This is a genomic window from Enterococcus sp. BWR-S5 (assembly GCF_016745255.1).
Classification (GTDB): Bacteria; Bacillota; Bacilli; order Lactobacillales; family Enterococcaceae; genus Enterococcus_L.
Genome location: NZ_JADOEQ010000001.1, coordinates 132,056 through 154,392, shown reverse-complemented (window position 1 = coordinate 154,392; position 22,337 = coordinate 132,056). Strand labels below are relative to the sequence as shown.

The window sequence follows — 22,337 nt, the reverse complement described above, 5'->3', positions numbered from 1 at the left end:
ATCTGCCCTCCTTTTCTAGCGATTAACCATTCGTTTGGCTACATCGATAATCATGTCTTCCTGTCCGCCAACGACCTTTTGTTTGCCCAATTCAATCAGAATATCCCGTGGATCAACCCCGTATTTCTGTCCTGCTCGCTTAGCATGAAGCTGAAAACTGGAATAAACTCCGGCATACCCCATCGTCAGACTATCCTTTGTTATTTCCTGTGGTGTTTTCAATAATGGGGCAACAACATCCTCAGCAGCATCCATAATATTGTAGAGGTCGATTCCTGTCCGTATCCCTTTTTTCTCAAGAACTGCAGCAAGAACCTCTGTCTGAGTATTTCCGGCGCCGGCACCAAGTGATCGAATACTGCCATCGATTCGTGTTGCACCCGCTCGAATCGCTTCAAGCGTATTGCCCATAGCCAGCCCCAAATTATTATGTGCATGAAAGCCCACCTCAATAGTCAATGCGTCCTTCAGCGCAGAAATCCGTTCGTAGACTTGGTCCGGAAGCAAGGCACCAGCTGAATCAGTCATGTAAACAGCTTCTGCACCATAACTTTCCATCAGTTTTGCTTGCTCAACCAGCTTTTCAATAGGTGCCATATGTGACATCATCAAGAAGCCAAAGGTCGTCAGCCCCATTTTTCTGGCCTCTTGAATATGCTGTGCGGAAACATCTGCTTCCGTGACATGGGTAGCCACTCTGACTAGTGAGGCACCCAAATCCTTTGCCCTTTTCAGCTCGTGAACGGTGCCAATCCCCGGTAACAATAGAACCGCTATTTTTGAAAACTCAGCCGTTTCCACAGCTGCTTGAATCAACTTAAATTCATCAACTTTTGAAAGACCATATTGCAGTGTACTTCCACCCAAACCATCTCCATGAGAAACTTCAATATAAGGGACTCTGGCTTTATCCAGTGCACCAACCACTTGACGAACCTGCTCTTCTGTAAAGCTATGGCTTACCGCATGGCTGCCGTCACGCAACGCGACCTCAGTAATGATTACATCTAAATCATCAAACACGTCTTCCCCTCCTTCTATCCATTCATTTGTGCGATTTTCTCAGCTACTCTAGTTGCTGCTGATGTCATGATATCCAAATTTCCTGCATAATTCGGTAAGTAATCTCCGGCTCCTTCTACTTCAAGAAAAACAGTAATTTCTTTGTCTTCAATAATTGGCTCAGTTCGTAAATGATACCCTGGTACATATTCCTGAACTGCCTGTACCATTGCTTCAATTGCAGATAAAATTTCTGTTACTTTTGCTTGATTCTCGACTAGCACACGAACAGTATCTCGCATCAGGATAGGTGGGTCTGCCGGATTCAAAATAATAATCGCACGTCCTTTTTTTGCCCCACCAATTTCTTCAATAGCTTTACTTGTTGTCTCAGTAAATTCATCGATATTTGCTCTTGTTCCCGGTCCGGCACTTTTACTGGAAATAGTTGCAATAATTTCTCCATATGCAACGGGCTGAACGCTATTAATTGCCGCAATAATCGGAACGGTTGCCTGACCGCCGCAAGTCACCATATTGATATTTCGCTTCATGATATGCTCAGTCAAATTCACCGGAGGGATAACAAACGGACCAATTGCTGCCGGTGTCAAATCCAACATAACTTTTCCAAGCTGTTCCGCTACTTGATTGTTATGAATATGCGCATTTGCAGAAGTTGCATCGAAAAGAATATCTGCTGTATCCGGCGCTTCCTGAGCCCATTGATCGATTCCCCCGGCAAATGTCTTTAGCCCGTGCTCCCGTGCACGCTTCATTCCCTCAGACTGATTATCCAGTCCTATCATAACGGTTGGTTCAATTACCTTTGATCGAAGCAGCTTCATCATTAAATCGCTTCCAATATTTCCCGAACCAATAATTCCTGCTTTTATCTTTACCACCTGTCTTTCCTCCTTTTAAAAACTGACATTTACACTCCCCATTTGATTGAACTTCATTTCAAAGAAATCTCCTGCCTCAGCTGGGATTGCCGCAGATAGTGCTCCGGACAAGATTACCTCTCCCTTTTTCAAATAAATATCATAATTAGCCAACTTATTGGCCAGCCAAACCACCGCATTGATAGGATTATCCAGACACGCTGCACCAGTTCCGGTATTTTGAAGAATACCGTTCTTGTACAAAGCCATTCCTACTACTCTCAAATCCACATCTGGTAAGCGAAATTGATTTTCTCCAAGCACGTACAGCCCTGATGAAGCGTTATCACCTACCGTATCCTGCAAGGTCAGCTTCCAATCCTTGATACGACTGTCTACAATTTCGATTGCCGGTACAATATAGTCCGTTGCTTGGATTACATCAAAAGCAGTCACATTGGGTCCTTTGAGATCCTCTTTTAGGATAAAGGCAATCTCGCCTTCTACCCTTGGCTGCAATACCAGCTCCGGCGAAACCTTTCCATTATTTTGGATTTCCATTGAATCCAATAAGTGACCATAATCTGGTTCATTTACACCTAGTGATTGCTGCATCGCGGCTGAAGTTAACCCAATTTTTTTGCCGGTAATTCTCCTCCCCTGCGCCAATTCCTTTTCAATGGTTGCCAATTGAACAAGGTATGCTTCCTGTACCGTTAATCCTGGAGCTACCTCAGTCAACGGTGTGCTCCCCTTTGTGATAAAGGCCTGTGACAGATGAGCAGATAAACGGTTTGCATCGATTGTCATTTGATTGCCTCCTTTTTCGCCAGTATTTTTCTATTACCTATACTACAGCTGAACTGAAACACTCCTTCGATAAATTATTTTCCTGAAAGCCTGTTCTCTCTCGCTGCATTCACTTTCCTACGTCAACAGCTATCTTGCCTTGCTGCATAGTCAAGTGTCCTTGTCTTCTGTTTCATTATAGAATCGCATAGATAAAACAACAATCTTGCTTTCCCGCTCTATGCAACACTTCTTGATTTTTTTCTTTTTTCAGTTATAATGCCACTATAGACAGCGCTTTCATTTTATGTTTTTCAGCAGTAGTGTTTCACATACAGGAACAAGGAGGTTAAAACCATGTCTCAAGAGCTTCAGTCTGTAAAAAACGCTCTAATCATCTTAAAATGCTTCTCTACCGAAAAAAGTAAATTGCGTGTCACAGAAATCAGCACCTTGACAAAGTTATCAAAAAGTACCGTCAGCAGAACACTAGCGACTCTTGCAAGCGAAGGCTTTGTACGAAAGAGCAGCGACGGTCAAGCATATGTATTAGGATTAGCCATCCTGAGTCTTGCCGGAATCACCTTAAGCTCAATGCGTATTCAACAAGAACTGGCTCCTGCCCTAAGTCAATTGGTTGTTCGAACCAACGAAAGCGGACATATCGCTATTCTTGATGGCATGGAGATTGTATATATCCAAAAGGATGAGTCCTCCATCCACACAAAAATGAAAACTCATTTAGGTCGTCGTAATCCTGCCCATGCAACCAGCTCGGGAAAACTATTATTAGCCTATCAAGAGCCTTCTTTTTGGGACAAGATTATTGAAAACAAATTGACCGCCTACACAGCAGACACTATTACAAATCCGTTTAAGCTCAAGGAAGAACTGGCACAAATTCGCTCTTCAGGCGTTGCCTATAGTAAAAATGAGCTAACAGAAAATGTTTCATCCATTGCTGTTCCTGTCCGTGATTATACAGGAACAGTCGTTGCCTCTATCTCGTTGGTTGGTGCGACAACACGTTTCACAACTAAAAAAATCAACGAGCTAATCCCGTTGTTGAAGCAAGCTGCCATGGAGTCCTCAAAAAATTTAGGGTATTGGAAATAAGAAATAATGGAGATTCTCCAAAAGTATTCATCACTCTTTAAAGAATCTCCATTATTTAACTACTGCTGATACCAACTACTATGTTTTTCAGCATTCACTCTATTCATTTTTTGGTGATGACAGGTCAATCATCAGAAATTGAACTCCTTGGACCAATTAAATGCTGCGGATGTCTCCACGTTTTTGGGCCAATGCTCACTCCAGTAAGGCACCTCCGGATTTTCCACGCGATCTTCACTAGGCGTATATGGCTTTATATCCAACAAGGGACTGCCATGCTCCGCATCGATAGCATCTACATGAATTCTACCGTTTTTCAAATCTGCTTCAATGATTCTTACCGTTGAAAGTGCCAAAAGATTGGGTCGGACAGGTGCTCGTGTAGCAAAAATACCTAATACGTCAGGTGCTTTCTTGTAAGGACTGGCTACCTGTAAAATATCTCTCATCTCCGGTAAGTCCATCCCATCAAGCCAATAAATAACTTTCAAGTGACTGAAGCCCTCTAGTCCTTCCAAGCCTTCGATAAACTTAGGCAGCAATTGAATGTAAGCACCCTTTTCGTCGTTTTCAATCGTACCAATCGTCTGTACTGTAAATGTTTGTTCCATGTTCATCCCTCCTGTAGCTACAGGATAGACCCTCTCATTATGTGAGAGTCAAGAAATTTTTGTGATAGGTATTTGGATCTCCGTCAGGTAGTTCCTCGGATCAGTCTCTGTATCCGGGCCACGATGGCTAACCTGACGAGACAGCTTCAGCATTTCATACTCTTCATTCTCTGCCAGCCAATCAGCAAAATAATGATACGCTCCTTTGATATTGTCATAGGAACCTATAACAAAAATGGACGCAACCAAAGGGATTCGTTCTGCTTGGTAACAAGTTAACGGTTCTTTGACCGGCAAAATTTGCTTGACCTTCAAGCAGATTTCGATATCTACGCCCTCCTCCTGATAGCACTCATCATGAAAAACAGTAAAGTTGTCTGGTGTCTGTTTGAGATAATCCAGCTGCTCTGCCTCTAAAAGCTTACCAAACTCCTGCCATAGCTCACCTTCATGATAATAACTGGGGATAATCTTACGAAGGCTGACAACCGCTTCACTTGGCAATGCCCGAAAAATGACATGCAGATTTTGCTCTTCAGGCTCTTCAATTTGTTCGATTGTCTTTGCCAACTGCAATAGACGCCTCTGTTCTTCAAGAATCGTTGCCTCAATCTGTTGATACTTCTTTCTCAATTGCTGCTGAAAATACTCATCAGTTAAATTATCAGCAATCAATGCTTTAATTTCAGCAGTTGAGAATTTGAGATTCTTTAATAGAACAATTTTTTGTAAGGTCGAAAGCTGACTGACATGATAAAAGCGATAGCCGCTCTCCTGGTCGACCTTTGCCGGCGGCAGCAACCCTTGTTCGTCATAGTAACGGAGCATTCGAACCGATACTTGAGATAATTTTGAAAACTCTCCTATTTTAAACATCTTCTCAACTCCAATAATTTTTCAGCTTACAGCGCCTTTCTCGATCAAAACAGCCAATACAATCAGCGCGCTGTCTAATAATAAAATCAGCATATTGATGCCAAATAGGATGGCTAGTTTTTCCATCCCTTGTATCTCTTGCTTTCTTTTAAAAAAGCGATAAAGAAGGAAATTTCCTCCATAAGTTACACCAATGAGTAAAAACATTACTTCTATTCCAATAATCATATATTCTGCGCTCCATTATTTGTCTTTCTTCTATTCTAAGCCAAGAGACCAATTCTTGAAATATATTTTTTTGATAAAAATAAGAAAAGCTGAACGAGCTCGTGAAGCTAGACAGCAGCCTAACGATTTCCTTCCTAACCCTCGATATCTCTGAATTCACAGACATAAAATTTCTATAATTCCTTTATAGTCAAGCAAAAAAAAACGAGACAGAGTTCACTCTGTCTCGACTTTTTCTTATTGAACCACAACTCTTACGTTGTGACGACGTCCCCATTGACGACATTGTTCAACAGAATTGAAGTGAACGTCAATGATGTGTCCTTTGATTGCACCACCGGTATCACCGGCTACTGCAAATCCGTATCCTTCTACCTCTACCAGCTTACCAAGTGGGATAACACTTGGATCAACAGCAATCACGTTACTTTGAACACGTAAATCGATGCCAATCGCTGTAATATAACCGGAACCTGGCTCATTAAATGAATAAGCAGTTGATTCCATATACATTACCTGTCCACCCTCAGCACTGCCACCGGCATTTCCTGGATTAGAAGGCTCTGTAGAAGATTCAGGCGTTTGAGCTTCTTCAGCAGCAGAATCAGCTTCTGTTGCCGCTGCTTCCGCACTTAAACGTTCCTGCTCAGCAGCTTTTGCTGCCTCAGCTGCCTTCGCCTCTTCATCTAAACGGGTTTGTTCAGCGATTTTTTTATTCGTAATCAGCTGCAATGTTTCATCGTTGCTCGCCAGCTCCTGTTTCAAAGCTGCTACTTCAATATCCATAGATTGTGCTTCTTCCTGAAGCTTCTCTTGGTTTACTTGAAGCTCTGCCTGCTTTGTCTTAACGGTTTCCTGAAGCTCGCTCAGTTTTTCCTTCTCCGCAGCCAAACTTTCAATCTTTTCGTTCTCAGCATTTTGCAGAACAGTCATTGCATATGCTCTGTTGAAGAAGTCTGAAAGACTTTCCGCTTCAAGCAGAACCTGCCATGTACGAGTTTCTCCATTTAACTGAATCGTCTTCATTCGATCACCAATGGCATCCTTACGACGATCGATATTTTCCTCTGTTACAATAATCTCTGCTTCAGAGCTTTCGATTGTCTCTTCTGCACTGGCAATATCTTCTTTTAACTTTGCAATTTCAGCATATTTCTCATTTACTTCAGTCAATGCTGTATCGATATTTTGATTAAGAATTTGTCCCAACTCTGTCGCTTGTTGTTCTTCATTTTCCAAAGAATCTAGTGACTCTGCACACGCAATAACAGAAGGGAAGGCCAGATTTAATAAGATGATTGCCGATAATACGGGCATCAGCTTTTTAATTCCCACTGAATCCAACACCTTTCCTATAATAAATCCTAACTTTATTTATTATACTAATCTTAAGAGTTTATATTGTTTCAGTCACGTTACAAATTATTACATTTTAAAGAAAACTTAAGAATTTCTGTAATATTCATCTGTATCTATTTGAAACAAATCCAATTCATATAGGAAGAAGTTATTCAGCCAATCAGCGTCTTTCCCTTAATAAAACACAGTTCTTTATCTGTTACATTTTCTTTCTTCTTTCTCTAAATGAAGTCACTAAACGTTTTACACTCTCCGGATTTTCCAAATCTCTCAATGAGAGCTTAGGATAGTTTTTAATCCAACGACGTTGACTAAAATTCAAGCGCTGCAGACGTTGGCTTACTGCGCTGTTTTCCTTCAATTCATCCAGAAAAGCTTGCTGCTTGGCTGTCCGCTCCCCAACTTCCTGTTCCAAGGTTTGCTTCCATTCTTCCCATTCAGCTTTCAGTGCTTCACTTCTTTCAGCAACATTCTCTGACAGCTCTCGGGTTCTTGTTTCCAAAAGGTCGTTGACTTCCTTTGTCATTCGACGGAAGGCCTGCATGTTGGTTACTGTATAAATCAAATCTGCTACTAATATAACTGAGAACAGCGCTGGCAGCACCCAATGGAATTGAGCCACTAGGTAGTCTGATACAATCTGGATACGGGGATGGATGACCTTGACAATCAACACACAGGCGATCCCCCAAAATGCCGAAATCGGCAAAGCAATCCGCCCGTTCAAATTTAACGGTACATCCTTGTAATCCCACCAGGAAGCATGGAACATTTTTTCCAGTGCATAACTAGTTAGATACTCCAACACACTGACAAGCACAGCAGAAGCAAAATACAAGAGCACCAAATTATTTTTGAGCGGTTCAAGAAAATAAAGAACTCCTAATATACCAAACCCGTAAATGGGACAGTAAGGACCTGTTAAGAAGCCCCGATACACAAATCTTCCAGCTTTGAGTGAACAATAGATTGTTTCCCACACCCAGCCAATAAACGAATAAATAAAAAATAATAAAATAAGTTCCGACCATTGATCCACATTATCACATTCCCTTCTTATCAGATAACTATCCACAACCATAGCACTCGTTTAAGTTAATCTATTAAACCTGAATACCTGCAGCTTCTATTCATTGTAGCAAATAAGTAACAAGAAAAGCGAGCATCTTTAATTGCAGAAGTAATTGAGATACAATGGAACAGATAGAAGGAGGAAAAAGATGTTTCAATTATTAATTTACGCTAAAAAATACAAAAAACAAATTATTCTCGGGCCGTTTTTCAAGTTCCTTGAGGCTTGTTTTGAACTGGTTCTTCCTTTGATGATGGCTCGTTTGGTGGATAATGGCATTCAAGCCGACGATAGTGGATATGTCTTGAAAATGGCAGGGCTGATGGTTCTTATGTCTGTGATAGGCTTAGTCTGCGTAATGATTTGTCAGTATTATTCATCCATCGCTTCACAGGGCTTTGGTACTGAGCTTCGTGACCAGTTGATTCGCAAAATTAACACACTCTCTCATGCAGAACTGAACGACTTCGGTACAGATACCTTGATTACTCGAACAACAAACGATATCAATCAGCTGCAGCTGGCGCTGGCCATGCTGATACGTTTAGTGATTCGTGCACCATTCTTAAGCATTGGTTCGGTGGTCATGGCCTTTTATATTGACGCACAGGCGGGATTACTTTTCTTGCTCCTATTACCCGTTTTCTGTCTTATTCTATTTCTCATCATTCGCATCACTGTACCACTGTATAAGCGAATACAGGCAATGATTGATAAGCTGAATCTTCAGCTGAATCAAAACCTTAGCGGAGTTCGTGTCATTCGAGCCTTCGCCAGAAAAGAAACAGAAATGAAGCAGGTCAATCAAACAACCGACGATCTAGCAGATATTTACTTGCGTGTCTCCAAAATTTCTGCTTTTCTGACTCCTGCAACAACCTTAATTATGAATGCAGGTATTATCTTCTTGCTTTATATCAGCGGCTGGAAGGTCTCAATCGGCACATTACAACAAGGCGAGGTGCTGGCGTTAATCAACTACATGAATCAAATGCTGCTGGCCCTAATCGTTGTGTCAAATCTTGTTCTGATTTTCACTCGTGCCTCTGCTTCTGCATCCCGAGTCAATGAGGTTTTTGCCGTTACACCTAGCATTACTACTAAGGAGCACACTGTCTCTGTATCACCTAGAGAAAACGAGGATACAGAAGTTGTCTTTGAAAATGTCTCCTTCCGCTATCAAGCGGATGCAGGGCTTGCCCTAAAAAATATCAGCCTACAGCTTCCTAAAGGCAGCATGCTTGGTATTACCGGTGCTACTGGCAGTGGGAAAAGTACCTTGACACAATTGATTCCTCGTTTTTACGACGTTTCCGAAGGAACGGTAACAGTTGATGGAGTAGATGTTCGTAACTGGTCGCTGGATCAACTGCGTCGAAAGATTGCTATGGTTCCCCAAACAGCGGTTCTTTTTTCCGGTACGATTCGTGAAAACCTTCAATGGGGAGTAAACGATGCAGATGATGAAGCATGTTGGGAGGCATTGGACATTGCTCAGTGTAAGGATTTTGTTGAACAGCTGGAACAAGGATTGGATACCCCAATTTATGAAGGCGGGAAAAACTTTTCCGGCGGCCAGAAGCAACGGCTGACAATTGCACGTGCGCTAATTGGAAAACCGAGCATTCTTGTCTTAGATGATTCTCTTAGTGCACTTGATTATCAGACAGACCTTAAGCTGCGTACTGCTCTAAACGAACGATTGGAAAAGACGACATTAATTGTCATTTCACAACGTATCAGCTCCATTCGGCAGGCTCAGCAAATATTGGTCTTAGATGAAGGTAAAAACGTTGGTCTTGGTACACATGAACAGCTGATGCAGTCTTCGCCACACTATCAAGAAATTGTTCAATCTCAGGAGGATGCCAATTATGATGAATAAAACAAGTACTCGTTCATTTAATAAGTTTCTTCCATACCTACTCCATTATCGATTAGAGCTGATTCTCTCTCTTATATTGGGAATTGTTAGTGGGCTGGCGACAGTCTGGATGACCTATGCGGTCGGACAAGCGGTTGATACAATGGTTGGCTCTTCTCAGGTCGACTTTTCCAAGCTTTATACAATCCTTGCTCTACTCGGAGGAATTCTAGTAGTTACAGTCATCAGCCAATGGCTAATCCAACTACTGGGAAACAGACTTTCCTATCTTTCTGTCGCAGAACTGCGAAAAGACACCTTTGCCAAACTGAATCAATTGCCCTTAAATTACTATGATCGGCATGCGCATGGCGATATTATCAGTCGCTTTACAAATGATATGGACAACATATCCAGTGCCGGAACGGTTGTTTTCAATCAACTGTTTTCAGGTGCCGCAGTTGTCATTATTGCTTTTATCTTTATGGTACGACTTAGCTTTATCCTGACTCTGGTTGTACTTGTCACAACACCGATTATTTTCCTGGTCAATTGGCTAGTGGCTACTGCCTCTCAAAAGAACTTTGCCGCACAACAAAAAATCGTCGGTACCATCTCCGGCTTTGTTTCAGAAATGATTGGCAACCAGAAAATTGTTAAGGCCTTTCAGCGGGAACAAATAATGGAGCAGCAGTTTGGAGCAATGAATCAGGATTTGTATGTTCAAGGACAGAAGGCCCAGTTTTCTTCTTCTCTGACAAATCCACTGTCTCGCTTCATCGATCACCTTTCCTATGTTGCGATTGGCTTGGTTGGCGGACTGCTTATCCTGAATGGCAGCACTGCGGTAACTGTTGGAGTAATTTCCAGCTTTACCATTTATTCCACTCAGTTTACTAAGCCCTTCATTGAGCTGTCAGGAATGATTACTCAGATTCAAACTGCTTTAGCTGGGATTGAACGAACCTTTGAGATTCTTGAACAGCAACCGGAAACACCAGATGACAAACAGGCGTTAACACTTACCAACATTTCCGGAGAAGTGACCTTTGACCATGTTTCATTCTCATACACACCGACACGGCCATTAATTGAGGATTTTACATTAGAGGTCAATGCCGGAGAAACGATTGCAATCGTCGGGAAGACCGGGGCAGGCAAATCAACTCTCGTCAATTTGCTGATGCGTTTTTACGATGTAGACAAAGGCATGATTTATGTAGACAAGCAGCCAATCAACAGGATTACCAGAGACAGCTTAAGAAAAGGCTTCGGTATGGTGTTGCAGGATACTTGGCTCTTTGATGGCACGATTCGCGATAACTTGACCTATGGAAATAGTGAAGCAACAGACGATACTATTCGACATGCACTGCAGAAAACCCATACTGCTGAATTCATTCAGCGGCTGCCACAAGGGCTGGATACAGAAATCGGCAGCCATGGAATTAAAATTTCCGAAGGTCAGCGACAGCTCTTGACGATTGCGCGAACGATGATTAGTAATCCGCCAATGTTGATTCTTGACGAGGCAACAAGTTCGGTAGATACTCTGACTGAAAAGCATATCCAATCCGCCTTTTTGGAAATCATGAAAGGCCGAACCAGCTTTGTTATTGCCCACCGTTTATCCACCATCAAGAATGCCGACAAAATCCTAGTCATGGAACAGGGAAAAATTGTCGAAATTGGCGATCATCATTCATTACTTGCGGTACCAAACGGGTATTATCGAGCGCTTTACGAAGCCCAGTTTGAACAGCAGACAGCAAAAAAACAATAACGCTGTACAAAAAGAGGAACCTTCCGGGGATGGCGGAAGGCTCCTCTTTTTTTATTTATTATGAACAGGTGTTAATTTACTCAACAATTGCTTATAGGGCAGTTTCGCCCCAATATAGTAGGTCCCCACCACTTGGATTGGGAAAAAGATAACATTCTTGATAATTCGAGGAATCCACCAGCCAACGATGCTCAAATCAATCCCATACATTAAACTCAACCATAATGGCGTCAAAATGAAATGATTGATAATCGTTACCAGCAAGGTAGCCATAATCACTCTAAACCAAGTCAGCTCCTTCTTGTAATAAAAGAAGCCATAGATTGCCCCTGCGATAAAGGCATTCAACGTAAATCCGGGAAAATAGCCCCCCGTTTTTGGAAAAAGAATCACACCGACACCATCTGCAATCGCACTGCCTATTCCGGACCAAAAAGGACCGAACAGCATAGCCATCAAGGCTTCGGGGATAAATGTGAGGCTGACTCTTAGGTCCTGTGTTTCATAAGAAAAGAACCGCGTAAAGACAACAATTACCGCAATCAGTAATGCCAATACCGTCAGCTTCCGTGTTTCTAAAACTCTTTTTTTCATTCCTAGCATCTCCTTTAAGAGCTGCTACAAGTCAATGCAGCGAATGCGAAAATAAAACCGCGGATTTCTCCTTCGTCCACAGGGCGACATCCCATCCCCGCAGCACTTAACGCTTTATTTTCTACTCTGTATTTATTTTTAGGCAATTAAGCCTAAAAGGACTATAGCACAGACTTTCTTCAAAGGCAATCAGGAGCGGCAGGCTAAAACGCTTTATTGATGCCCATTTCCAATTTTTTCGAAAAAAAAACGATCCCTCTAAAGAGAGATCGGATGATTATCAGTTTCGTGAACCACCTGTCTAAAATCAGCAAAGCCGGCATCCAGTCCTCGAAGAAGTATTTCCGCTGTACCAATATTTGTTGCTAACGGAATCTCGTACACATCACTTAGGCGAATCAATGCATTCACATCAGGTTCATGCGGTTGAGAAGCTAATGGATCACGTAGGAAAATTACCATATCCAAATTATCCTCTGAAATCATTGCACCAATCTGCTGGTCTCCGCCAAGCGGTCCTGACTTAAAGCGATGTACCGAAAGTCCTGTAGCATCAGTAATTCTTTGTCCTGTCGTACCGGTCGCAAAAAGCTCATGCCTTTTCAAAATCGGCAGATATGCCAAGGTCATTTTTACTATCAAATCCTTTTTTCGATCATGGGCAATCAATGCTATTTTCATCTTCTAACATCCTTCCTTTTCACCAACTATACCACAAGTATCTGTCTGATACTGTTGTACGCTTCCTGACCTGCACCTCAAACAACTATACTTCTCTATCCGACAGAAAGCTTGCGGCCTCCCTGTTTACTTGCTTCAAGTCAACGCCTTGCTTTTGTGCGGCAAATAGACACCCGCAGTAGCATTGACGATAGACATCATATTCCTTGCACAGCTCAATTGATCGCTTATAGCCGTTATTCTTTTTGAAATCCCCCGGCAGATAATTTGTTTTGTAAAATTTCTGAATATCAATACCGATTTCATTAATCAGCTGGCTGTTTTTCTTTGGGGAAAGTGTCAAAGCACTGCCAAAATAATCATACCCCAGCTCCTGCGCCTTCTCTGCAACAATATCTAAACGCATTTGAAAACAGGAAGAACATCTTTTCCCACCTTCCGGTTCTTCTGAGAGATTATTCTCCTGTACAATTTTAATAAACTGACTCGGCTCATACGGTGCTTCTAAGAAACCAACCTCTTTTCCGGTCTTTTCATTAAAATCCTGAACAAATTTTTCTTGAACAATGGCTCTTCTTTGGTACTCAGAACGCGGATGAATATTGGAATTGGCGAAATAGATGGTAACATCCGCATACTCTGTCAGATACTCTAACGTGTAGGTACTACACGGAGCACAACAACTATGCAGTAAAATGGTTGGACGAATCTCCGCCTGTTCCCATTTCTCAATCATCTTTTTCAACACACGATCATAATTAATCTTCTGATTACTTGCCAACTTCTCTGTGACTTCAGTTACGTTATACATGTTTATGTTTCCTCACTATACTCTCCGCCTTCGACCCCTAGATATTCCTCCAGCGTCACATTTTGCTCATAAATTTTCGCAGCATCCTTCTCACCAATATAACGAACATGCCAAGATTCGGCGATATAGCCGGTGATGTCTTCCTGACCTTCTTTATAGCGGACAATAAAACCGTAGCGGTGAGCATTCTCTGCAATCCAATCTGACTCTGCTTTAGAGCTGACCAGTTCCCCTGCTGTATCAATGAAATCAAAGGCCAAGCCAGTCTGATGCTCCGAATACCCCGGACGTGATGAGTAGCGCTCTGCTTCTGACTTCCCATCATCTGCCACGTAATTTTGATATAAGGCTGCCTGTTCCGAATAGCTTCGATACCCACTATATTCCTTTGCAATTTTCAGTCCCAAAGCTCTCATTTCCTCATTCATTCGCTTGAAGGCCGCAACAGCTTCTTTACTTTCTCCCGGATCATAGGATTCAGGAAGCGGATAACGTTTATTGACAATGATAATCCCATTAACTTTCATTGGTTCCTTCATATTTTGCGGTGTCAAACGTTCCTCAGCCTCTTTTTCTTTTGACACTTCAGTCGAAGACTCCGTTATTGCTTCTGTTGATTCCTCTGTGATTGCATTCTCCTGCTCTTTGGTATCAACGGTTGCCACAATTGCTTCACTCGTTGTCGTCCCTAAGGTGCTCTCCATCAACCTTGCAATCTTCCTCTGATTATTTTCATAATAGAAAAAGGACAGCAATAGTAAAGCGATGGCAACTATACTGAGTTTTAGATATCGTTTGTTTCTTCTACCCATTTTCGTTCCGCCCATCTTATATAAAATAATGATTCTCTCATTATTCAATTTTCTTTCCTTATTATACTGATAAAAAACGGTTCTGGCGACTTAAAACCAAAAACCCAAAAAGAATTTAAGAAATACGGCTGCAGATATCCTTCTTTCTATTTAATACGAAAACGGAGTCCTGACAAAAACAGTTATTCTGTTTTAAGGCAAAAAAAGAGCGGGACTGATTATCGCCCCACTCGCTTCTATAATTATTCATTCACATTGGTCAAACCCAATCAAAAGCTGCGGTTATTCCAGCTCTTCTCGTTTTCTTTCAACCAAATGTGTTTTTCTCGTATTTCCTATAATCAGCGGAACAGATTCATATTTCACATCACTGTATTCCAAACCAAACCAATTTTCCGGCAAGATGGTCATTTTCTTAATAGCAAGCTTCAATTGCATAATTTGACGATCCCATTTCTTCAATTCGGTCACCTTTGACAACTCTTCGCGAATCAGAATAAATTGGAAGTCACCGACTTCACGTCCCGGTGTGATGGTATATTTCTGCGGCTGCCTAGGCAGTCGTCCTTCCTTCATCAAATCATGAACAATCTGACGCAGGTAGACATTCACTTCCTGGGATACTCTAAAGCCCAGATAAAGCTGTACCTGAACGATAAAATCAGTTCCCATCATATCAATAGAATATTCTTTCGTAAACGGTTCGTCTGTTACCTCAACATTAACAAACCAATAGACCTTTGCTCGTTTCGGACGTTTGTCCAATATGGAGTACATAATCGCCCGTCCAATTTCATCGCTGATAAGGTCAGGTGTCATAAAGACAACATTTGTTTGGTAATAAGCAATTCCCTGATCTTCACGCAGCATCCGCAGCTGATCGACATAATCACGAATCGGTACTGTATCTGAGGTCTTCTCCTTGATAAGATTTCCCCACTCCCAAATCGTCATGATGGATAAAATCAACAAAGCAATCCCTACAGCTACATAACCGCCATGGAAGAATTTTGCAATACTTGAAATAAAGAAAATTGTTTCAATACTTGCAAAAAAGAGGCTGATCAAATAGACAAATGGTTTTGGCAGCCCTCGTTGTTTCAAGAAGAACATCAACAGAACAGTTGTCATCAACATGGTAACCGTGATTGAAAGCCCATAAGCAGCTTCCATATGTGTCGATGTTCTAAATCCGATAACGATAGCGGAGCACGCCAGCCAAAGGATTAAATTCAACACCGGAATGTACATCTGACCAATGTTTGTTCCGGGATAAATGATTTTCATTCTAGGCAAAAGCTTCAGCTTGATTGCCTCTGAAACAAGTGTAAAAGAACCGGAAATCAGCGCCTGTGAAGCAATAACAGCGGCCAATGTTGCAAAGACCACACTAAACAAGGTGAAAGACTCCGGAATCATTTGAAAGAAAGGATTCAATGATTCTATTTCTGCAACGGTAGGATCTCCCTTTGCGTTCAAAATCCAAGCGGCCTGACCAAGGTAGTTCAGCAGCAAGCAGACTTTCACATAAGGCCAGCTGAATCTAATATTTTTCTTTCCAACGTGTCCTAAGTCGGAATACAGTGCCTCTGCTCCTGTCGTTGCAAGAAAGACATTCCCAAGAATAAAAATACCTAGATGATTCTCAGAACTAAACAGCAGCTCAATGGCATAATACGGGTTTATCGCTCGCAGAACTGTCCAATCCTGACTGAAATTAATCAGACCCATCAAGCCTAAAAAAGTGAACCAAGCGAACATGATTGGCCCAAAGGCTTTCCCCACTGCATCGGTTCCAAATCTTTGCACAGAAAATAAAATTAGAATAATAAATAGCGTAATCCAAACGATAATATTTTGATCCATGCCGAACCTATCAAAGAACTGCGGAATTCCCCTCAGCCCTTCAATCGCAGTCGTAACAGTTACAGCAGGTGTCAGCACCCCGTCAGCGAGCAAGGCTGCGCCTCCGATCATTGCCGGAATAATTAAGTACTTCCCGCTTTTTCTAACTAATGTATAAAGGGAAAAAATCCCACCTTCGCCGTGATTATCTGCATTTAGCGCAATCATCACATATTTTACGGTTGTCAAAATCGTCAAGGTCCAAAAAATCAGAGACACAGCTCCTATAATAAAGTTCTCAGATACTTGCGAAATACCGCCATTATCGCCAACAATGGCTTTCATTACATAAAGTGGACTTGTTCCGATATCTCCGTAAACAACCCCCATCGCTACCAATACACCCGCAGCAGTCAACTTACGGTGATTATTGGACGCCTTAAACTGCTTTGTCACTTGTTCTCTCCTCCTACAGCTAATTCAAAGATATTGAAACAAAAAGCCAAACCAATCCACTTGCTTCAGCTCATAAGTAGTGCACTACTCTAGCCACTGACTAACCGGTACAGACTCACACATACTCTGCCTTATTGTCCACTGAGTAAACACCCAAAAAGACAGAAAGGATTCATTTGCTACTCACTATAATACTCTTCCTAATATTTGGCAACATATAACTTGAAAAAGCTGTAAATTTCATGCCGTATTTTCAATTTTCATGAAATGGAGGAGATTGACAAAATACAGCACTTCATAATCTACTGGCTAGTTTATACTAAACTTAAGCCTTCAAGCATCTTTTACTTCATATTTATTAGATAAGGTATTTTCTTTTTCCGCAATGATTAACCGCCGTTGTTCCAATGCTAACTCGTTCTCTTTTTCTGTCAAAGCAGCTTTTTCCACTTTTATACTGCGGTGAGCATCCTCCAGCTCATCCATCATTTGATAGGAAGCCATCTTCGTACGATGGGAGGTTTCTTCCAGTAAAGAAAAAAGCTCTCCTTCCTGATAGTTTTCCTTCAACTCCTCAATAAATACAACAGAACCATGGACATGGTACGCTAAAAAATCCGAAAAATCATTTAAGCGGCGCTCATCCTGTTCACAATCAAACAGCTCTTCGTTGATGTTTCTTCGTTTTGCAAGTATCTTCTCTATTTTATCCATTTCATTCCCCACCAAATATTCGGATGAAATACATCACTTATTTTCGTATCTAACACTGCAAACTCAGTAGCCACACTCTGAATATTGGCACTATCCTTCATCAATGATGCGGTTAATTGCTGCACCCATTGATTCGGCTGCGCCACGGGTTGCTTAGCTTTTTTATTTCCCTGAACCGTCGTTTGCTCAGCAAGACTTCTTGCTCCACCTTGTGCCAATTGTTCTATACCATTACTCATAGCAGTCGCTAACCATCGTGCCACTACTGGATTGCTATTAATTTCACCCATACCATCCACTCCTTATTACTTAATGAATACCAAATATATAATTATTTTACCATAACATTACGCTTGTTTTTCTTACTTCTTTTCAAAAAAACAAAAATTATGATTACTTTTCACAAAAAAAAAGCTGTCTATCACCAAGGATAGACAGCCACACTATAAGTATTTTTTTAGAAACTATTTCAGTAGTTATTAGATTGACCTAACCGCCCAATAATGAGCGAAGAATTAGTCTTCCTCTTCATCAGAGTAATGAAACTTAATCATTTCATTGACGAAAATCGGTACAATCGACAAACCGATAGCTAGCTCCCAATGAGTAAGTCCTATTGGAACTAAGTAGAACAACTCTTGAGTGATTGGCAGCAAAGCAATAACTGTAGTGATGATGATCGCCAGAACAGCCATCTCAAACAATGATTTGTTTGAAGAAAGTCTGACTCTGAAAATAGATTCTGTACTTCTGACATTAAACACGTGGAGAATTGATGAGTAAGCCAGAACAAGGAAAGCCACCGTCTGACCGACTTCCGGGCTGGCACTTACCCAATGAGAAACCCCATCAACATAAGCTCCGAGGTAGAAACCAAGCAGTGTAACAATAGTAAAGATACCCGCATTAATACCGATTTTTTTCCACAGACCTCTGGCAAAGATTCCTTCATTTCTTGGAATCGGTGCCTCACTCATAACACCTTTTTCGGCTGGTTCCCGACCAAGTGCAAAACCAGGCAGTCCGTCTGCCACAACATTGACAAACAATAATTGAACAGCTGTGAACGGTGCGCCCCAGCCTAACAGCATGGCGATAACCACGATAAAAATTTCAGATACATTACAGCTTAGCAGGAAGTTGATAGCCTTACGGATATTTCTATACACTGTTCGACCTTGGGCTACCGCATCAACAATTGTTGCAAAATTATCATCGGTTAAAATCATATCTGACGCGCCTTGCGCAACGTCTGTCCCTGCAATTCCCATTGCACAACCGACATCGCTGGCCTTCAACGCCGGCGCATCATTTACACCATCACCAGTCATTGCTACAACTGCCCCTGTTCGCTGCCAAGATTTGACAATGCGAATTTTATCCTCAGGTGTTACACGCGCATAGACAGACAACTCTTTTACGCGAGCATCCAGCTCTTCATCACTCAGCTTGCGCAATTCACTGCCCGTCATTGCTTCTTCTTTACTTGTCAAAATCCCAAGCTCCTTCGCAATCGCTCCGGCAGTTACCACATGGTCTCCTGTAATCATAACTGTTTTGATACCGGCTTTTCGAGCCTTCTCAATTGCGCCCTTACTTTCCGGTCTTGGCGGGTCAATCATACCGATTAATCCAGACAGGCGAAGATTTTTCTCCAAAGCTTCTGAAGAAATATCCTGCGGCTCTTCATCATAGACAGCAAAGCCTACTGCAATAACCCGCAGGGCACGTTTCCCAAAGCGGTCATTAACAATTGCTGCCTGGTCGACATCGCCATAACGGAAACGCGGATACAGTACATCAAAGGCTCCCTTTGTAATGGAGATATACTTTTTCCCCATTTGATGAACGGTTGTCATCATTTTTCGGTCTGAATCAAAAGGCAGCTCAGCAATTCTCGGATACTTCTCTTCCAGCTCTTCTTTCGTATGATAGTTTTCCTCCACAGCACGAACGATTGCTGCTTCTGTTGGATTACCTTTAACAACTAAATCATTGTTCTCTCGTTCAACCGTAACATCCGTACAAAGCGTCGCCATCTTCAAGACTTCCATCGCTTCATCTGTCATTGCATCCTCTGTATCGGTTACTTCATCTCCCCGAGACCAGACACGGCGAACCCGCATCTTATTTTGGGTCAATGTTCCAGTCTTATCTGAGCAGATAACATTGGCAGTTCCCAAAGTTTCCACTGCTGGTAGTTGGCGAATGATGGCGTTCTTCTTTGCCATTTTCTGTACGCCATAAGCCAGTGTCAGCGTGACAATGACTGTCAAGGTTTCCGGAACTGCGGCTACCGCAAGAGACACAGCGGTCATAAACATATCCAGTACCGGCTCTCCTTGCAGCTCTCCGATAATAAATACAAGTGCTGCGGCTGCCAATGCAAGGATACTGATACGCTTGCCTAGTTGATTTAGGCGAATCTGTAAGGGTGTTTTTCCTGCCTCATGATCACCTAATAGTCCGGCAATTTTCCCCATCTCCGTATCCATTCCTGTAGCAGTGACCATCGCTCGACCTCGACCATTAGAAACCGTACAGCCTTTAAAAACCATATTGATTTGATCGCCTAGAGATTCTTCCTCGTCGGCTATGTACTCCGCGTTTTTTTCAACCGGTTCACTTTCTCCTGTCAAGGCAGATTCCTCTACCCTCATCTGAGAGGCTTCAAACAAGCGCGCATCAGCAGTAATCATTGAGCCTGATTCCAATATCAGGATATCACCAACGACAACTTCCTCCGCATCAACAGCTTCAACTTTTCCGTCACGTAAGACAGTACTTGTTTGCTTATTCATATCTTTTAAAGCATCCAGCGATTTTTCCGCATTTCCCTCTTGAACGATTGTCAGTACTGAGTTGATGATAACAATTGCTATGATAAGAATTCCTTCAAAATAATCACCATGCTCTGTGACAACTGCTGTATAGAATGAAATTGCAGCGGCAATCAATAAAATAATTGTTGTAAAATCCTTCAAACTAAATAAAAACTTTTTTAAGATTGATTCTCTCTTTACTTCCTTAAACTTATTCGCACCATTTTTCTCAAGACGTTCCTGCGCTTCCTTTGATGACAGACCGTTTTGTTCATTGGCTCCTGTCTCTTCAAAGACCTCTTTTATCGACTTCTTATAACTATCCATCCTATCCCTCCAGTAAATTTCTTCCTATTTAAATAGTCGTGCTCTACATCCACTATAACATGACATTTTTTATTCCTTCAATAAAAACGCTTGACAAATCATCTATGCCTGTCTGAAATCATTCTTCTTCTACTATTCAAAATAAGTATACATTTCTTTTTTCAATATAATTGTAAACGCTTTCTTATTATGCTATTATATAGATGAAAGGAAGGTGGCAACTCAGTTATACTAAACGAATTTCTCGAGTTTCAATAAATACAGTACAATCAAGTGAAGTTTGTTGGAAGTAAAATATTCAACTTTGTTACAATTACAACCAGTTAAAGCAAAAGAAACATGTGCATTACACAGAAGTATGTCTATATTATCAAGATAAACTTGGTGTTCATTTACCTCATGAGCATTCAACTAGAAAAGAAACAGATTTGTGTTAAAAAGAACAGAAACACATTTTCAGGGATAAAACATTTAGTGTAACTGAAGCCTTCCATTTATTTAAGCCAAGCTATTCGAGAAGCTTGGCTTTTTGCTATGTTTTATTTGTCACCTAAACAAAGATATGGTATATTGACTATGCACTTTCTATTATTTAACTACAATTCGAGCATTGGAGGGATTTGCATTGCCTAAAAAGAAGAACTCATCTTTTGAGAGTTCCATCCACGTCTACAGAGCTATGAAGCGTATGACCCAACAGGAATTAGCTGACAAAGTAGGCGTATCAAGACAGACAATTATCCAGCTTGAGCGTAATAGATACAACCCTTCTCTATTACTGGCTCATGATATTGCTGAGGTTTTTGAAGTGCCAATTGAAAAGATTTTTACTTTCAAAAGATTGACAGACCAACCACAAGAAGAATCAGAATAACTATCCAAACTAGCGGAAGGAATAAACATTCATGACAGATTCTTTAACAAATTTTTTCGATAACTTACCTGTGAATCATTGGTCTAGCTTATTAGTAGGAGCACTATCACTTGTATTTTTCGTCTACTCCATCTACTTCTTTTTCAGTAAGGAAGGGAAAGATGAACGTGGTAGAAAAATTTTAGCAACTGCCAGCTTTACGGCGTTTATCGTAACTGTCGTTGCATTGTTCGCATTCAATATCTTGTTCTATGAGGTAGCTACTCATAGTTCGACAGCGTATTCTTGGATGATGAACTTTATCATGTTGATTGTGTCTGCTACAGAAGCTTTAATGATTACTTCGTTAAAAAAAGTAATTTAAAAAGTTGAAACCTGAAGTCTCCCCGACTTCAGGTTTTTTGTTTTTTTAGAAAAGACGATCGTTTGTTTGTAGCCAGCTAAGGTGAAAAAAGAGGCCCAACAATTTCAAGCGGTCACGAGAAATTGCTTTCTTCTGCTGCCCATCCATGCTTTTGAACAGACAAAAAAGATGAGACGTTATTTACATCTCATCCTTTAATTATCGTTATACTATTGCTTCAATTAAAACAGACAAATGATTCGTGACCACCCATAAAAGAAGTCAGATTTGGTTTCGTCAGCTCTTTTTGAGTCTTCTGCAACATTTCGTTCAAATCCGGCACCTACGACACAATCCATTCTCTTTTCGTCTGTTTTCGCTTCCATTTTTTCAATCGATACTTCTCTCATTCTAAAAAACTCCTCCTCTTATTCCCTAATTCGTTAATTCACAAATAAATTATAATTCTTTCCC

The 22,337-nt window shown here is 41.3% G+C and carries 22 protein-coding genes and 1 riboswitch; of the genes, 5 read left to right on the top strand and 17 right to left on the bottom strand.

Annotation, left to right across the window (positions count from 1 at the left end; genetic code table 11):
* Positions 1-15: 15 nt before the first annotated feature.
* From dmpG to IW510_RS00795, 3 genes are read right to left on the bottom strand one after another with little or no spacing between them, the layout of a single operon-like run.
* Positions 16-1,023: a 4-hydroxy-2-oxovalerate aldolase gene (gene dmpG / locus IW510_RS00805; RefSeq protein WP_202055736.1), complete on the bottom strand. Its 1,008-nt coding sequence runs from the start codon at positions 1,021-1,023 to the stop codon at positions 16-18.
* 14 nt (positions 1,024-1,037) lie between these two features.
* Entirely contained in the window at positions 1,038-1,907 is an 870-nt protein-coding gene (locus tag IW510_RS00800) for an acetaldehyde dehydrogenase (acetylating) (protein WP_202055731.1), read from the bottom strand.
* A gap of 15 nt (positions 1,908-1,922) precedes the next feature.
* Complete coding sequence (locus IW510_RS00795) at positions 1,923-2,696, bottom strand: 2-keto-4-pentenoate hydratase (protein ID WP_202055728.1); 774 nt, start codon at positions 2,694-2,696, stop codon at positions 1,923-1,925.
* Positions 2,697-3,032: 336 nt separating this feature from the next.
* Between IW510_RS00795 and IW510_RS00790 the strand changes: the two genes are divergently transcribed.
* Entirely contained in the window at positions 3,033-3,791 is a 759-nt protein-coding gene (locus tag IW510_RS00790; RefSeq protein WP_202055727.1) for an IclR family transcriptional regulator, read from the top strand.
* Positions 3,792-3,922: 131 nt separating this feature from the next.
* Here the strand turns inward: IW510_RS00790 and IW510_RS00785 are convergent, their stop codons facing one another.
* The 5 genes from IW510_RS00785 to IW510_RS00765 all read right to left on the bottom strand — a co-directional run bounded on the left by IW510_RS00785 (position 3,923) and on the right by IW510_RS00765 (position 7,904).
* Entirely contained in the window at positions 3,923-4,402 is a 480-nt protein-coding gene (locus IW510_RS00785) for an SAM-dependent methyltransferase (RefSeq protein ID WP_202055726.1), read from the bottom strand.
* Between the two features lie 48 nt (positions 4,403-4,450).
* Positions 4,451-5,278: a MerR family transcriptional regulator gene (locus IW510_RS00780; protein WP_202055725.1), complete on the bottom strand. Its 828-nt coding sequence runs from the start codon at positions 5,276-5,278 to the stop codon at positions 4,451-4,453.
* A gap of 21 nt (positions 5,279-5,299) precedes the next feature.
* Positions 5,300-5,506, bottom strand: a complete 207-nt coding sequence (locus IW510_RS00775; protein WP_236674562.1) for a hypothetical protein — start codon at positions 5,504-5,506, stop codon at positions 5,300-5,302.
* A gap of 237 nt (positions 5,507-5,743) precedes the next feature.
* Positions 5,744-6,853, bottom strand: coding sequence for a 3D domain-containing protein (locus IW510_RS00770; RefSeq protein WP_330932570.1), 1,110 nt, complete (start codon positions 6,851-6,853; stop codon positions 5,744-5,746).
* Between the two features lie 211 nt (positions 6,854-7,064).
* Positions 7,065-7,904 carry a putative ABC transporter permease gene (locus IW510_RS00765; RefSeq protein WP_202055722.1) on the bottom strand — a complete coding sequence of 280 codons (840 nt, stop codon included), beginning with the start codon at positions 7,902-7,904 and terminating at the stop codon, positions 7,065-7,067.
* Positions 7,905-8,085: 181 nt separating this feature from the next.
* Here IW510_RS00765 and IW510_RS00760 point away from each other — a divergent pair, with 181 nt between their 5' ends.
* Together IW510_RS00760 and IW510_RS00755 are read left to right on the top strand one after the other, a co-directional pair.
* A complete protein-coding gene (locus IW510_RS00760) occupies positions 8,086-9,822 on the top strand; it encodes an ABC transporter ATP-binding protein (RefSeq protein WP_202055720.1) in 1,737 nt (578 codons plus the stop codon).
* Positions 9,812-11,584 carry an ABC transporter ATP-binding protein gene (locus IW510_RS00755; RefSeq protein WP_442896383.1) on the top strand — a complete coding sequence of 591 codons (1,773 nt, stop codon included), beginning with the start codon at positions 9,812-9,814 and terminating at the stop codon, positions 11,582-11,584. The genes IW510_RS00760 and IW510_RS00755 overlap by 11 nt, the downstream gene beginning before the upstream one ends.
* Before the next feature lie 51 nt (positions 11,585-11,635).
* On the opposite strand, the gene IW510_RS00750 is transcribed toward IW510_RS00755, so the two are convergent.
* The 8 genes from IW510_RS00750 to IW510_RS00715 all read right to left on the bottom strand — a co-directional run bounded on the left by IW510_RS00750 (position 11,636) and on the right by IW510_RS00715 (position 20,646).
* Positions 11,636-12,187 carry a folate family ECF transporter S component gene (locus tag IW510_RS00750; RefSeq protein WP_202055719.1) on the bottom strand — a complete coding sequence of 184 codons (552 nt, stop codon included), beginning with the start codon at positions 12,185-12,187 and terminating at the stop codon, positions 11,636-11,638.
* Between the two features lie 26 nt (positions 12,188-12,213).
* A riboswitch (THF riboswitch) is annotated at positions 12,214-12,309 on the bottom strand.
* A gap of 127 nt (positions 12,310-12,436) precedes the next feature.
* Positions 12,437-12,859: a methylglyoxal synthase gene (gene mgsA / locus IW510_RS00745; protein ID WP_202055717.1), complete on the bottom strand. Its 423-nt coding sequence runs from the start codon at positions 12,857-12,859 to the stop codon at positions 12,437-12,439.
* Positions 12,860-12,944: 85 nt separating this feature from the next.
* Positions 12,945-13,670: an epoxyqueuosine reductase QueH gene (locus IW510_RS00740; protein ID WP_202055715.1), complete on the bottom strand. Its 726-nt coding sequence runs from the start codon at positions 13,668-13,670 to the stop codon at positions 12,945-12,947.
* 2 nt (positions 13,671-13,672) lie between these two features.
* Positions 13,673-14,530: a M15 family metallopeptidase gene (locus tag IW510_RS00735; RefSeq protein WP_202055713.1), complete on the bottom strand. Its 858-nt coding sequence runs from the start codon at positions 14,528-14,530 to the stop codon at positions 13,673-13,675.
* 234 nt (positions 14,531-14,764) lie between these two features.
* Entirely contained in the window at positions 14,765-16,717 is a 1,953-nt protein-coding gene (locus IW510_RS00730) for a KUP/HAK/KT family potassium transporter (RefSeq protein ID WP_202056556.1), read from the bottom strand.
* Between the two features lie 399 nt (positions 16,718-17,116).
* A complete protein-coding gene (locus tag IW510_RS00725; RefSeq protein ID WP_202055711.1) occupies positions 17,117-17,497 on the bottom strand; it encodes a DUF3958 family protein in 381 nt (126 codons plus the stop codon).
* Entirely contained in the window at positions 17,485-17,787 is a 303-nt protein-coding gene (locus tag IW510_RS00720; RefSeq protein ID WP_202055709.1) for a TIGR04197 family type VII secretion effector, read from the bottom strand. Before IW510_RS00720 ends, IW510_RS00725 begins: the two co-directional genes overlap by 13 nt.
* Before the next feature lie 225 nt (positions 17,788-18,012).
* Positions 18,013-20,646 (bottom strand): cation-translocating P-type ATPase, encoded by a 2,634-nt coding sequence (locus IW510_RS00715; protein WP_202055708.1) that lies wholly within the window; start codon positions 20,644-20,646, stop codon positions 18,013-18,015.
* A gap of 625 nt (positions 20,647-21,271) precedes the next feature.
* Between IW510_RS00715 and IW510_RS00710 the strand changes: the two genes are divergently transcribed.
* Both IW510_RS00710 and IW510_RS00705 read left to right on the top strand, forming a co-directional pair.
* Complete coding sequence (locus IW510_RS00710) at positions 21,272-21,520, top strand: helix-turn-helix transcriptional regulator (RefSeq protein WP_086350045.1); 249 nt, start codon at positions 21,272-21,274, stop codon at positions 21,518-21,520.
* Between the two features lie 31 nt (positions 21,521-21,551).
* Positions 21,552-21,884, top strand: coding sequence for a hypothetical protein (locus IW510_RS00705; RefSeq protein WP_202055707.1), 333 nt, complete (start codon positions 21,552-21,554; stop codon positions 21,882-21,884).
* Positions 21,885-22,105: 221 nt separating this feature from the next.
* Here the strand turns inward: IW510_RS00705 and IW510_RS00700 are convergent, their stop codons facing one another.
* Positions 22,106-22,273 carry a hypothetical protein gene (locus tag IW510_RS00700; protein WP_202055706.1) on the bottom strand — a complete coding sequence of 56 codons (168 nt, stop codon included), beginning with the start codon at positions 22,271-22,273 and terminating at the stop codon, positions 22,106-22,108.
* Between the last annotated feature and the right edge of the window lie 64 nt (positions 22,274-22,337).

Coding starts and splice junctions, on each gene's coding strand:
- IW510_RS00795 (WP_202055728.1), bottom strand. CDS start 2,696: ATGACAATCGATGCAAACCGTTTATCTGCTCATCTGTCACAGGCCTTT.
- IW510_RS00790 (WP_202055727.1), top strand. CDS start 3,033: ATGTCTCAAGAGCTTCAGTCTGTAAAAAACGCTCTAATCATCTTAAAA.
- IW510_RS00785 (WP_202055726.1), bottom strand. CDS start 4,402: ATGGAACAAACATTTACAGTACAGACGATTGGTACGATTGAAAACGAC.
- IW510_RS00780 (WP_202055725.1), bottom strand. CDS start 5,278: ATGTTTAAAATAGGAGAGTTTTCAAAATTATCTCAAGTATCGGTTCGA.
- IW510_RS00775 (WP_236674562.1), bottom strand. CDS start 5,506: ATGATTATTGGAATAGAAGTAATGTTTTTACTCATTGGTGTAACTTAT.
- IW510_RS00760 (WP_202055720.1), top strand. CDS start 8,086: ATGTTTCAATTATTAATTTACGCTAAAAAATACAAAAAACAAATTATT.
- IW510_RS00755 (WP_442896383.1), top strand. CDS start 9,812: ATGATGAATAAAACAAGTACTCGTTCATTTAATAAGTTTCTTCCATAC.
- IW510_RS00750 (WP_202055719.1), bottom strand. CDS start 12,187: ATGCTAGGAATGAAAAAAAGAGTTTTAGAAACACGGAAGCTGACGGTA.
- mgsA (WP_202055717.1), bottom strand. CDS start 12,859: ATGAAAATAGCATTGATTGCCCATGATCGAAAAAAGGATTTGATAGTA.
- IW510_RS00740 (WP_202055715.1), bottom strand. CDS start 13,670: ATGTATAACGTAACTGAAGTCACAGAGAAGTTGGCAAGTAATCAGAAG.
- IW510_RS00730 (WP_202056556.1), bottom strand. CDS start 16,717: ATGGGGGTTGTTTACGGAGATATCGGAACAAGTCCACTTTATGTAATG.
- IW510_RS00725 (WP_202055711.1), bottom strand. CDS start 17,497: ATGGATAAAATAGAGAAGATACTTGCAAAACGAAGAAACATCAACGAA.
- IW510_RS00720 (WP_202055709.1), bottom strand. CDS start 17,787: ATGGGTGAAATTAATAGCAATCCAGTAGTGGCACGATGGTTAGCGACT.
- IW510_RS00715 (WP_202055708.1), bottom strand. CDS start 20,646: ATGGATAGTTATAAGAAGTCGATAAAAGAGGTCTTTGAAGAGACAGGA.
- IW510_RS00705 (WP_202055707.1), top strand. CDS start 21,552: ATGACAGATTCTTTAACAAATTTTTTCGATAACTTACCTGTGAATCAT.
- IW510_RS00700 (WP_202055706.1), bottom strand. CDS start 22,273: ATGAGAGAAGTATCGATTGAAAAAATGGAAGCGAAAACAGACGAAAAG.